The following is a 14,134-nucleotide window of genomic DNA, read 5'->3' on the forward strand; positions in this document are numbered from 1 at the left end:
TTCTCTTTTATTGCTTATAGAGCAAGAGTCGATTCATTTTCTCAAGCACCCCGGCGTGGAGATGAAATTTTTCCATTTCTCTTTTATTGCTTATAGAGCAAGAGTCGATTCATTTTCTCAAGCACCCCGGCGTGGAGATGAAATTTTTCCATTTCTCTTTTATTGCTTATAGAGCAAGAGTCGATTCATTTTCTCAAGCACCCAGGCGTGGAGATGAAATTTTTCCATTTCTCTTTTATTGCGTATAGAGCAAGAGCCGATTCATTTTCTCAAGCACTCCGGCGTGGAGATGAGTAGTGGAATTTTTCCATTTCTCTTCTGTTGCGTATAGAGCAAGAGCCGATTCATTTTCTGAAGCTCCCGGGCGTGGAGATGAGTAGTGGAATTTTTCCATTTCTCTTTTATTGCGTATAGAGCAAGAGCCGTTACATTTTCTCAAGCACCCAGGCGTGGAGATGAGTAGTGGAATTTTTCCATTTCTCTTTTGTTGCGTATAGAGCAATAGTCGATTCATTTTCTGAAGCACCCCGGCGTGGAGATGAGTAGTGGAATTTTTCCATTTCTCTTTTGTTGCGTATAGAGCAATAGTCGATTCATTTTCTGAAGCACTCCGGCGGGTGTTGCGTATAGAGCAAGAGTCGTTACATTTTCTCAAGCACCCCGGCGTGGAGATGAGTAGTGAAATTTTTCCATTTTTCTTTTGTTGCGTATAGAGCAAGAGTCGTTACATTTTCTCAAGCACCCCGGCGTGGAGATGAGTAGTGAAATTTTTCCATTTCTCTTTTGTTGCGTATAGAGCAAGAGCCGATTCATTTTCTCAAGCACCCCGGCGTGGAGATGAGTAGTGGAATTTTTCCATTTCTCTTTTATTGCGTCAAGAGCAAGAGTCGTTACATTTTCTCAAGCACCCCGGCGTGGAGATGAGTAGTGAAATTTTTCAATTTCTCTTTTGTTGCGTCAAGAGCAAGAGTCGTTACATTTTCTCAAGCACCCCGGCGTGGAGATGAGTAGTGAAATTTTTCAATTTCTCTTTTGTTGCGTCAAGAGCAAGAGTCGATTCATTTTCTCAAGCACCCCGGCGTGGAGATGAGTAGTGAAATTTTTCAATTTCTCTTTTGTTGCGTCAAGAGCAAGAGTCGTTACATTTTCTCAAGCACCCCGGCGTGGAGATGAGTAGTGAAATTTTTCAATTTCTCTTTTGTTGCGTCAAGAGCAAGAGTCGATTCATTTTCTCAAGCACCCCGGCGTGGAGATGAGTAGTGGAATTTTTCCATTTCTCTTTTGTTGCGTATAGAGCAATAGTCGTTATATTTTCTGAAGCACTCCGGCGGGTGTTGCGTCAAGAGCAAGAGTCGTTACATTTTCTCAAGCACCCCGGCGTGGAGATGAGTAGTGAAATTTTTCAATTTCTCTTTTGTTGCGTCAAGAGCAAGAGTCGTTACATTTTCTGAAGTACCCAGGCGTGGAGATGAGTAGTGAAATTTTTCCATTTCTCTTTTATTGCGTATAGAGCAAGAGTCGTTATATTTTCTGAAGCACCCAAAAACTATAAACTGTTAGGTTAGGTTACGCGATCGCGCAACCCAACAGAAAACTTCTCAACTTCCTGTACCATTATGGCTATGGTACCTCTGTAATAGCAACCCATCCATCTTCCAACTCCCACACAGGGAGGTAAGGGAGGTGTCCCCGATAAGGCGTAATTATCTTTCCATTTTCATCACTTATTTGATCATAATTGATGGTCTCCCGACTTCCATTTATATACCATCCGACTTTTCTACCAAGCTTTTCCTTATTATGCTCTTTTGTATCACCTAGACTTTGATAAATTTCCTGTTGTATAGAAAAGCCAAACATATCATCGCTATATTTTACCCAAAGCTGGTTTATCGTTTGGAGGTCTTTGGAAGTAAATTTATTGATCTTTTCCTGTTCTAGCGAGTCTTTATTTTTCTCTGTAACTGGTAACATAACTTGATAAGTTTCATAATCCGCCTCTTTCCACTTCTTGGCAGCTAGAAATTCACGCAGTTTGAAATATTTAGGAGGTAAATTTTGTTCTGGTGAAACTTCCAGAAGTTTTTTGATCGAACCATTTTCAAAAATATACTTTTTGCCAGATTTTTGTTCATTATTCAATGTCATTTCAGAGGATAGTAATTGTCGAATTTTAGGGTAATTTTTAAGCCAATAATTTGCATTTCCTGTATCAAGAGCATTTTTTTCTAAATCAGCAAGTAAGTCTGGATTTTTCTTGAGTGCTAAAAGAAGACGGGGATATTTAAGGATCAGTGCGGTAAACTTACTTATTTGTTCGATATTTAGTGTATTTTTTTCAGCAAAAGTAACTCCAATGGAATAATAGGTAATATAAATTCTTAATCTCAGGGCATTAATATATTGTTTTAAAATTCGGGGATTATAATCAAGAAAATCAGCGACTGTCTGAATGGCTAATTTGAGGTTTTCTTGGTCTAAATCTTTTTCAATAATTGGGAATATAGGTGAATCTGGATATAGAATATTAGCCTCTTGAGATTCTGAGTTTTGTTCTGAAACAGAATGCTCTTTTGTTGGAGAAGTTTTTGTTTCTGTCTGAATTTCTGATATTTTTTCAACAAAACTATCTAACTTCTTTTCAGAAGGTACAGGAACTGAGAATGATAATTGCACAAACTTTTCCAGAAAAATAAAACCATAATCAACTTTTTTGCTCAACTTCTGTTCGTCATTTTCTTCAGGTTCATTTTCAGCGATCGCTGAGGCTAGAAAAGGAATAATTTCTCTTTGTTTAAAACTTATTGCTGCTGCTACTTTTTCCCGATCCATAGCTAAGATAAAAATTATATTTAGGTCATTAGAAATCATCATATTTAGACCTTGCAATAAGTCGGCAGATTTATCTAATTCACAACGATCAATGTCATCAATAAAAACGTAAACTTTCTCATCTTTACCTACATAAGCATCAACAATTTTAGAAAAATCTTCGTGAAACTTTTCAATAAAAGCAACTTGTTCTTCATAATTAGAATGCTCAAGATATTGAGTCAAATTCATTTTCGGGTCGCCGATTAAGTCTCTGATTATTCCCAAAAGATTTCTTGCTGCAAAAAAGAAACCGCCTACCGAGCCACTGCCAAAAAGAAACTTGAACCAAACATTTAGATTTGAATCTGTTTTAACAATGTCTGCCAAAATTTTAGACAGTCGAGGAATTACCCCAAACCAAGCGTTGAACAACAGAACTAGAATGGCGATAATAGTACCAAAAATCAATAAAAAAGTCGAAAAAAGTAATAATAGTTCTATTGATTTTAGAATTGTTTTGCACGGTTTTTTGGTCAGATTTAAACGAGAAATTGATAAGTTTAAAGCATATTTACCATTAATTACAAAATCAGGTAAATTACGGTTTTTAGATAATTGTTCTAGAAAAGATAGAGCAAAAGTCGCCCAAAGTGATTCAGATTTTTCATGTCGCCAAGGATTAAACCAAACTGTTTGAGTTTCCTGTTTGAATATCAATTTCCAATACTTGGATTTAAAGAATCTGAAAAATTTATCCTCCTCCTTGATTTTTTCTAAATCTTCCTTATCTAATTTTTTAGACTGGCTTTTAACCTCAGTTTCAAGTTGTTTCATAAAAGAAGATTTACCGCTACCCCATTCACCTTCGATAGAAATAGTTAGTGGCGGTTTAGTGTCTTTATTAGTTAAAAACTCAGCTATTGCTATTACATAAGGGGTAAAACCAAGTTCATCTTTTGTGGTAGGTTTGTCGTCTAGGGTAATAATTTGTTTTGATTTATTTATATATTCAGCCATAACTTTAAAGGTTAATAATTATCAGATAGAATCCATTTGGTATTTGAGGTTTGAAACGTCTCGGTTGAGGTTTGAAACGTCTCGTTTGAAGTTTGAAACGTCTCGTTTGAGGTTTGAAACGTCTCAGTTGGCCTTTAAAACGTCTCGGTTGGCCTTTAAAACGTCTCAGTTGAGGTTTCAAACGTCTCGGTTGGCCTTTAAAACGTCTCAGTTGAGGTTTCAAACGTCTCGGTTGAGGTTTCAAACGTCTCGGTTGCCCTTTAAAAACCCAAGTTTTGTGCCTGAATCGTCAGGCTTAACGTCTGAAACCTCATCGCACACAATACGAAAACCAATATTGACGTTGCGGAGGTGGCGCTTAAAATTGTTGAAGCGATACGCAGAACGGCAACTATAAGGATCGACATACCAGGAGCCGCCCCGCAGTAAAGGATAATGTTCTTTTTCATCGTTTTCTAACCAAGCACTCCCATCAGTAGGGGCACCTTCATAGTTTTTATGCCAGTCATCAGCGCACCATTCCCAGACATTGCCGTGCATATCATATAAATCAAAATCATTTGGAGGAAAACTCCCTACGTCTGTTGTTTCTTGTCGATATTGACTTTTAGGGGAGTTGCCATAATTATAGTTGCCATTATAGTTGGCTAACTCAGACGTTATAGTTTCTCCAAAGTAAAAAGGTGTGGTTGTACCTGCACGACAAGCATATTCCCACTGACTTTCACTGGGCAGTCTGTAGTTGTTCCCTGTTTTCTGGGATAGCTGTTGACAAAATTCTGTTGCATCATGCCATGACACAGATTCTACTGGGCGTTTTTTTCCTTGAAAGTAAGAAGGATTTTCACCCATAATGGCTTGATATTGGTTTTGAGTAATGGGGTATTTGCTCATATAAAAAGGTTGGAGAGTAACCTGATGTTGAGGACTTTCTTCTTCGTCTCTTCCTTCTTCATTTTCTGGCGAACCCATGAGAAAAGTACCACCGGGAATATAAACCATTTCCAGGTTCGTGCCTTCGCCTAAATTTTCAGTAAAAAATTTAGGTTGTTGAGAAACAGGATGAGTTAAAGGTTTAAGTTGTTGAGAGATGGCAGGAGGGATTTCAAGCCAAATCTTACTCAAAGCTTCTACAGAAATAGCTACACCCTCTGTTCCGTCCTTCTCCATATTGGTAGCTATGCCCAACACATCACCAGTTTCTAAGTCAATTACAGGTGCGCCACTATAACCTGGACGGAGGCGATCGCCTGAATCTATGAACAATCCCCAAGCAATAACCCTTTCATTTTCTTGAGTTATAAAGCTCTTTTTCCCTAAAAATCCTCCAATAATTTCGAGCGTTCTTCTTCTCCCTTGACCATAGAGATACTGACCTGCTACCTGAAACTTTCTACTCTCTGTCTCAGATAAATTTATTAACTTCAACAGTGGATTATTTAGACCTTCAACTCGCAAGACTGCCAAATCAAAACCCTGAGTATCTCCCATTGCCACAACTTCTGCGGAAATACCATTAACCAACACACTTTCCTTGTCACCCATATCTTCAACAACATGAGCGCAAGTCAGTAAATAAGTATAATTTCGTTCTCTATAAAAAGCAAATCCAGTACCAATAACATTTGCTCTTTTATCAAGAGTACTGGTAATTGAAACAATAGATTCTATCAATTTATCTGAATTAATCATTCTCTGAGTGTTTAGTAGATTTGAACACTAATTTTACTTTGAAGTTTATATTAGAGCAAAGTTGTTAGATATGCAAAAAGCTACATAACCCGAAACCAATTAACAGCATCCTGAAGCGCAACTCTAATCGAAGACTGAGGCAAACCTAATTCTTTCACCGCCTTAGAAGCATCATAATACATCTTTTGTTGAGACATCCGCACGCCATCCAAAGGAACAGAAGGTTGTTTTCCCAAAAGTGCAAGAATTTTTTCATCAACCCACGCTACAGTCAATGGCAACCATACAGGAATAGTTCGTCTCGGAGCAGATAAACCTGTAATTTCCGCCAATAAATCCAGTAACTCCTTCAGTGTCAAATTTTGATTCCCCAGAATATAGCGATCGCCACTTTTCCCCTTTTCCAAAGCTAACAAATATTCTCATTCCACATCCCGAACATCAATAATATTTAGGGCTTGCTGATTAATTATAAAAGTATTGATATATAAAGGTTTGAGGTTTTTTAGTGCCAAAAAAAGTGCCTGGTTTTCAGTTGAAAATGCTAAAAAAGTCAGTATTTTGGTCTGACAAAGGCCGAAAAATCACTCTGACAATTCTTACTCCTACTTCCTCGCTCATTCCCATTTCTCCTGACTCCTGACTCCTACCCCTACAAAAAGACTTTTTCAGCAAACCCTATTTACAGCGCTTTTCAGATTGATGAACCACATCGTCAGAACCAACACCCCGTAGGGACTAACCATGGTTAGTCCCTACTGTGGTTTACTGAAATGAAAACTGCTGTAAACCTGTATCCACATAAGCAGGCATTTGCCGACGCAAAAATCACACAATAATATAGCGCTACGCGCTAGGGAACAGGGAACAGGGAACAGGGAACAGCAGACTTTTAAAGGCTTTCAGGATTTAGAAATGCCCTAACCTGAATGCGTAGTGCTATATCACCATTCGGAGTAGGTTTAATATCCCCTACTCCCCCTACTTCCTCTTTGTTCTAAAATGTCTACTAGGCAATTGGTACCTTAATAATAAACTCCGTTCCTTGACCTAAATTACTAACACAAATTAGTTCTCCCGAATGACGCTCAACTACAATTTGATAGCTAGTATATAATCCCAAACCAGTACCTGAACCTACTGGTTTTGTGGTAAAAAATGGGTCGAAGATTTTATTAACAATTTCTGGTGGAATTCCTGATCCGTTATCAGCTATTTTTATTTCAATAAATCGACTTTCAGTTGTTGCTGTAGTAATCGTAATATTAGGAATAAAATCTGATTTTTTTCCCTGAAGACTCACTTCATTTAAAGCATCAATAGCATTATTCAGAATATTCAAAAATACTTGATTTAATTGATTTGGATAACAAGTAACTAATGGTAATTTTCCATAATTTTTAATCGCCGTTATTTCTAGATATTTTCTCCCACAATTTTCCTCTTCAAAACTGTGCAACCGATGTTGTAAAATTAGCAAAGTAGATTCAATTCCTTCGTGGATATCTGCTTTTTTAATTTCTGATTCATCCAAGCGAGAAAAATTCCGCAACGAGGCTACAATATCCCGAATTCGTTTCGATCCTGTTTGCATCGAACCTAATAATTTTTGCAAATCTTCTACTAAAAAATCTAGATCAAGGTCTTCAATTATTGCTTCAATTTCAGACGTCGGTTTCGGATAGGTATTTTGATAAGCAGTAATTAAATCTAACAAGTCATTAACGTGTTGACTTGCTGGCTTAATATTGCCATGAATAAAATTGATTGGGTTGTTAATTTCATGGGCAACACCTGCCACGATCTGACCTAAAGAAGACATTTTTTCACTGTGAATTAATTGGGCTTGGGTTTGTTGTAAATTTGTCAATGCTTGTTCTAAATCAAAAGCTTTTTGGCTTAAAGCTTCTGTTTTTTTCTCTACTTCTATTTCTAAGGTTTGAGAATAGTTTTCTACTTGTTGATACAAACGAGCATTTTCAATTGATATGGCAGCTTGAGAAGTTAAAATTTGTAATGTTTCAACTCGATCGTTTGTAAATGTTCCTACTGTAAGATTATTTTCTAAATACAAAATTGCGACTAATTTTCCTTGTTTGCTAATGGGAGTACATAAAACCGATCTGGGTTGGTGAGTAATGATGTAGCGATCGCCTGCAAATTGACATATCGCACTCAAGTTATCAAAAACTGCGATTTTTTTACTTCTGGCAACAGAATAAATCAAACTTTGGGGTAATTCTTGACATTGAACGAGAGGAATTTGCAAATTTTCTGTATGGTTTTGATTCGCCTTCGCTACAACGAACCATTCTGCTTGTTGATGAATGACTAAAAATCCTGTTTCTGCTCCTCCATTAGCTATGGCAATTTGCATCAGAGTGGCTAAGAGTTTCTCTAACTCTATTTCCTCAGAAATGGCTTGGGCAGCTTTCATCACTGCTGGAAAATCTAATAAATTTGAGGATTGGGTATTCGTAGCGGTATTGATGCTTCTTGTTAGAGTCCTAGAAATCGTTTCTTCAGAGATGCTTGCTGAGTTCGTTGCTTGCAAAATCACTTCTAGTAGTTGTGGATATTTTTCTTCTAAATAGGCAACTTTTCCCTTCGCTCCCCAGCGTGTATAACAGTAATAAGCTTCTTGTATATATCCGGCAGCAACTTTTTCTTTTCCCCAATGCAGATAAAATTTAGCTGCAAGTTCATTCGCCATTGCTTCCTCTTGGATATAGTTGTTTTCTTTCGCACCAGCAATTGCGCGATCGTAGTAATCTGCTGCTTGATAATTCTCGCCTAAAACTCGACATTTTTCCGCTTCCACTAAGTCAAGTTTATGTTGATGATTCATGGGAGCAAGAACTGCCCACTCAGCGAGAGTAGTTTGATAGGTTTTCACTTGCTCAAGAGTTTTAGCTTGCTCAATTTCTGACTGAGTAGAACAGACTGCCAGGTAAGCTAACCCTGCATAGAAATGGAAAATTATAGTATGAATCATTGCTCCTGCTACCATCAAATAGCTATTTGCTTGGGGAATGTATTCTAGGCAGTTAGTGTAATTGCCAAAAACATAGGCAAGCATTAGTTTGTAGTTATAGCCAATAGCGAGAGCAGTCAACTCAAGATCCTGATGATGCTTAGGAAACATTACTGTTTCATCATAAGCAGGGCCGCCGAAAAAATCAGGTTGATTTACAATTTCCCTCAAGTTATGCACCATCTGTTGTGTCTCCTTCAGGTAAATTATAGGAGAATATTGCTTTACATTCGTTAAGGCAAAACAGTAATTTTCTATTTCTGCTGCCCAAGTATCAATCTCTACTCCTGCGAAAAAATTATTATAGAAATAACTATTGATGCTGTAGCCAGCATTTAAAAAATCGCCAGTCTCCATACCAGCTAAATAAGCTTCTTTCGCCGTTGGGATTGTTGCCATCATTGCTTCTTGACGATGCTGGATAAAACAGGTAAACCAAAGTAAAGTTATAGATTTATATTCCCGCGCATTTAACTGATAAAGTAAGCTCCGTGCTACTTGCCCAAAGCAATAACCTTTTTCTACTTCTCCTAAAAAATCAGACAGTACAATCCCATAACCCATATACCCAATTGTTGATGCGGGGGCATTTCCATATTCTAGGGATAGACTAACCATTCTGGAGCAAAGCAGAGGTTGCAAGGCAGGATTTCCCATAAAAACAGCCGGAAACAAGATGCCTAACAGTTCCATGGCTGCCATTTTCTGAGGATTGCTCATTACAGGCAGGTTAACCAGTTCCGAAATCTCTTTACCCTCCAGTTGACAAGCAAGATTTTCTAGTGCATTGCGTGTTAAAGCTTCGTCAGTTTGACTAGGGAGTTCAATGCCCAATTCTGTTAGAGCTTTTGTGCCTACAGATATTGCTTCTAACATCTGACTCTGAGTTGTCAGTGCATTGATTTGAATCTCAAATATTTTGACTTTATCTAGTATTGTTTGGGCAGCTCGCAAAATCAAGGCTGCTATTTCTTCCATAGCATCAAAATCTGCATTTAAGTAAGCAGTTTCCGCAGCAGCTACATACAAATTCAGGGTTAATTCATATTGATTTTCCCAACAGTTTTTAGGCAGTAAATTAATCCCGATTTGCACAAAGTTTCTAGCAGCAACATAAGCAGTTGAATTTCTGGCTTTTTGTCCAGCAGCTAAGTTAAGTCTCGCTAAAATTTCTCGTTCTATTGGTTGAGTAATTAACTCAATTGCTATATTAAAATGCCCGACAATATCAAATAGTTTTTCTTCTTTTTCTGTTGCTGATAAATTCTTTTGCAGCAGTTGACCAATTTTGAGATGAGTGGTTTGTTTCTGAGCATCTGGAATTAGAGAATAAGCTGCTTGTTGAACCCGATCATGTAAAAATCTGTATCTGGCATTTTGTTTCTGATAATTTTCATCTTTATGACTGAAATTATCATTTTCTTCAAGCTGATAAAACTTATACACATCACTTACAGGTAAAATTAAACTTTCCTGCAATGCTTTCCATAATAAAGTTGCTATATTTATTTCCGATTGCTCTGAAACTATTGCCAAAGTTTGTAAATCAAACCCAGCCCCAACACAAGCTGCCAGTTTAATAATCTCCTGAGTTTCTGTTGGTAATTTCTGCAATTGTAATGCCATAAATTCTACAACATCATCTGTAATTGCTAATGTTTTAACTTGGGAAATATCGCATTCCCAATGTTGGATATCCCAATTAAAGCAAATTAATTTGTCGTCATATAATGCTTTGAGAAATTGAGTAGCAAAAAAAGGATTTCCCTTAGTTTTTTGATAGACTAATTTTGTTAAAGGTTGGGCAAGAGATGATTCGCAATTTAACGTATCTGCTACTAACTGATTCAGGTCTGATTCGGTTAATGGGGATAAAGTAATTGTATTTACCATTGCCTCAGTTTTTATCAGTTCATCCAAGGTTAAAATCAAGGGATGAATCGGGGAGACTTCATTATCTCGATAAGCACCTAATAATAATAAATATTCTGTATCTTGCAGCAATAATTTCAACAGATTTAATGAGGCGGAATCTGCCCATTGTAAGTCATCCAAAAACATTACTAAAGGATGTTCTTTCCGGGTGAAAACTTTGACAAATTTTTGAAATAATAAATTAAAGCGATTTTGAGCTGCTGTTCCTGATAATTCTATAGCTTGTGGCTGTTTACCAATGATATTTTCTAACTCAGGAATTACATCTATTAAGACTTTTCCATTTTCACCAACTGCTGCGAGAATATTGGTTTTCCAGATTTCTATTTTGGCTTCTGATTCTGATAATAATTGCCTCATTAAATCTCGGAAAGCTTGCACAAAAGCAGAAAAAGGAATATTGCGATTAAATTGGTCATATTTGCCTTGAATAAAATAGCCTTGTTGTCGAACAATAGGTTTATGAACTTCATTAATAACTGCCGTTTTTCCAATCCCTGAAAAACCTGCAACTAACATCAATTCTGCCCCCCCCTTACCAAGGGGGGTTGGGGGGGATTCTTCTTCCCCCTTACCAAGGGGGGTTGGGGGGGATTCTTCTTCCCCCTTACTAAGAGGGGATTGAGGGGGAATTTTCTCCTTACCAAGGGGGGTTGGGGGGGATTCTTTTCCCCCCTTACCAAGGGGGAATTGAGGGGGGATTTTATCCTTACTAAGGAGAGTCTCCGAGAGATTACTAATAGAACTCTCAGAGAGATTACTAACTCGTTCAAAAGCATCTAATAGTTGATTAACTTCCGTTTCCCGACCATAGAGTTTTTCGGGAACCATAAATCTGTCGCTAATATCTCGCTTTCCTAGCTCAAAATCTGAAATTTTCCCGATTTGTTGAAGTTGAGTCAAACATTTTTCTAAATCATGCTTAATTCCCAATGCACTCTGATAACGATTTTCGGCATTTTTCGCCATCAACTTACTCACAATTTTTGATAAAACTGGAGGAATTTGTGAATTTATTTCATGGATTTCTCTCGGTTGTATTGCTAAATGAAAATGCAATAATTCCATTACATCTTCTGAGATAAAAGGTAATTTGCCTGTCAATAATTCATAAAAAGTAACACCCAAAGAATAAAAATCGCTGCGATAATCTATGCCTCGATTCATGCGACCTGTTTGTTCAGGAGAAATATAGGCTAATGTGCCTTCTAAAATATTAGGATTCTGAATTTCTTGAGTTTCTCGTGGCAGGAGAGAAGCAATACTAAAATCAATTAATTTAATTTGTTTAGTATCAGGATTAATTAAAATATTAGCAGGTTTTATATCTTTGTGAATGACTCGATTTTGGTAGAGATAATGCAGAGTTTCTGTTAATCGAATAGCTATTTCGAGAAATTCTGTTAAAGATAAATATTTATATCGATCATTTTTATCTGTAGCTATTTCAAGATAATTAGATAGAGAAATTCCACCCATATCTTCCATAATTAAGACATAGCCATTATCATAAACTTCCAGACTTAAAGGTTTAATAATATTAGGAAAATCAAGATTTTGAGCAATAGTATATTGGTTGCGAAATTGAACTATTTCATTAAAATTTGGATACTTATTTCGTAGTAACTTAATAACGATAGGTTCCTCGTCGCAGCGACGGATACCTCGATAGACTACAGTGCGAGTACCTGCGTAAAGTTGCTCTGTTATTTGATAATTAGGTAAGTTAGGGAGCATTTTTTGATAATTTGTTTTAGCTTTGTTAATCATACTAAATCCGGTAGTATTGGTATAAAAAAGCATCAAAACCGGGCTTATATGAAATATTCATATTCTATTATACTAACATCTGCCTCCCAGAAACCCGGTTTCTCATCACACTAGAAAGTAACCAGATTTGATATAATTCCTGACTCCTATTCCAAAAACAAATACCTTTGTCAAGATCCCAAATAATTTCTATATAACCCGAAACCAATTAACAGCATCCTGGAGCGCAACTCTAATCGAAGACTGAGGCAAACCTAATTCTTTCACCGCCTTAGAAGCATCATAAAACATCTTTTGTTGAGACATCCGCACGCCATCCAAAGGAACAGAAGGTTGCTTTCCCAAAGGTGCCAGAACTTTTTCATCAACCCACGCCACAGTCAAAGGCAACCATACAGGAATAGTTCGTCTCGGAGCAGATAAACCTGTAATTTCCTCCAATAAATCCAGTAACTCCTTCAGTGTCAAATTTTGATTCCCCAAAATATAGCGATCGCCACTTTTCCCCCTTTCCAAAGCTAACAAATGACCCCACGCTACATCCCGAACATCTATAATATTTAAACCAGTATCCACATAAACAGGAATTTGCCTACGCAAAAATCTGACTATAATATCGCCAGTCGGAGTCGGTTTAAGATCCCAAGCACCAACAGGAGCAGTAGGATTAACAATTACCACCTCTTGACCAAGTTCAAACGCCATCATTGCCTCTTGTTCCGCCAAAAACTTAGACTTTTTATAATCCCCCACCAACTTCTCCAAAGGAGACTGATGCGTTTCATCAACAACCGCACCAGAAACTCCCACCCCAATAGCAGCAACAGAACTTGTATAAACCGTCCGCTCAATTTTTGCCCGTCGCGCTGCCGCCAAAACATTCCGCGTACCCAACACATTATTTTTGTAAACCAACTCTTCATCCTTTTGCCACAAAGAATAATGAGCAGCAACATGAAATAAAACCTGACACCCCTCCATCAACTCAGACAACTGGGAGTCATTTAAGTCTCCCACTACAAGTTCTATATCTAAATTCTGGAGGTTATCAAGACGACTTGTGGAGCGAACGAGCGATCGTACAACATAACCCTGCTGCAATAACAACCGCACCAAATTCGCCCCAATAAAACCACTTGCACCAGTAACAAAAGCTTTCAATTTCTAAGAAACTATTTATATATACAGGACTTACGCAACATAACAAAATATACACCATCTGTAGGGGCGAATGCCATTCGCCCCCATACAAATAGGGTTTTGTCTAACAATTTGCGTAAGTCCTGATATAAAAACCTCTCTCCAAACCTCTCTCCTGGTAGGAGAGAGGCTTTGATACCCCCATTCCCTCGTAGGGAAGGGGGACAGGGGGGTTAGGTTCTGAGGATTCATCCGTTCCATTTTTCAGAAATTTTTTGTCAACTCATACAACCTCTCTCGAAACCTCTCTCCTGGTAGGAGAGAGGCTTTGATACTCCCATTCCCTCGTAGGAAAGGGTGGCAGGGGGGTTAAGTTCTGAGGATTTCTCGGTTCCATTTTTCAGAAACTGTTTGTCAACTCATAAAACCTCTCTCCTGGTAGGAGAGAGGCTTTGATACCCCCATTCCCTCGCATTCCCTCGTAGGGAAGCTATGCTTTATAAACATCTTTCTTAACATAAAACTTGGGCATTATAGACAAGTTATGAGCCATCCTCTCAAAGGTTTTTTTGGGAGAAAAGTGTATTGAAAAGTACATTTTTTTGATGACTGTAGACAGAATTATTCCTCCCCATCCTCCCCATCCTCCCCATCCTCCCCATCCTCCCCATCCTCCCCATCCTCCCCACCCTCCCCATCCCCCCCCCCCCCCCCCCCCTCCCCCACCCCCCC

General features: G+C 38.0%; 7 protein-coding genes. All 7 read right to left on the reverse strand.

Annotated features, from left to right (window positions below):
• Nucleotides 1-235 precede the first annotated feature (235 nt).
• Entirely contained in the window at nt 236-718 is a 483-nt protein-coding gene (locus tag F6K40_RS33115) for a hypothetical protein (protein ID WP_293142307.1), read from the reverse strand.
• Nucleotides 719-1,620: 902 nt separating this feature from the next.
• Entirely contained in the window at nt 1,621-3,831 is a 2,211-nt protein-coding gene (locus F6K40_RS33120) for a P-loop NTPase fold protein (RefSeq protein WP_293142309.1), read from the reverse strand.
• 4 nt (nt 3,832-3,835) lie between these two features.
• Nucleotides 3,836-4,075 (reverse strand): hypothetical protein, encoded by a 240-nt coding sequence (locus tag F6K40_RS33125; RefSeq protein ID WP_293142311.1) that lies wholly within the window; start codon nt 4,073-4,075, stop codon nt 3,836-3,838.
• Complete coding sequence (locus F6K40_RS33130) at nt 4,072-5,523, reverse strand: SUMF1/EgtB/PvdO family nonheme iron enzyme (protein WP_293142313.1); 1,452 nt, start codon at nt 5,521-5,523, stop codon at nt 4,072-4,074. Before F6K40_RS33130 ends, F6K40_RS33125 begins: the two co-directional genes overlap by 4 nt.
• A gap of 80 nt (nt 5,524-5,603) precedes the next feature.
• Nucleotides 5,604-5,939, reverse strand: coding sequence for a Rossmann-fold NAD(P)-binding domain-containing protein (locus F6K40_RS33135; protein WP_293142315.1), 336 nt, complete (start codon nt 5,937-5,939; stop codon nt 5,604-5,606).
• A 593-nt stretch (nt 5,940-6,532) separates the two neighbouring features.
• Nucleotides 6,533-12,229 (reverse strand): trifunctional serine/threonine-protein kinase/ATP-binding protein/sensor histidine kinase, encoded by a 5,697-nt coding sequence (locus tag F6K40_RS33140; RefSeq protein ID WP_293142319.1) that lies wholly within the window; start codon nt 12,227-12,229, stop codon nt 6,533-6,535.
• Nucleotides 12,230-12,451: 222 nt separating this feature from the next.
• Nucleotides 12,452-13,423, reverse strand: a complete 972-nt coding sequence (gene hpnA / locus F6K40_RS33145; RefSeq protein ID WP_293142317.1) for a hopanoid-associated sugar epimerase — start codon at nt 13,421-13,423, stop codon at nt 12,452-12,454.
• Nucleotides 13,424-14,134: the final 711 nt, after the last annotated feature.

The organism is Okeania sp. SIO3I5 (assembly GCF_010672085.1).
Lineage (GTDB): Bacteria > Cyanobacteriota > Cyanobacteriia > Cyanobacteriales > Microcoleaceae > Trichodesmium.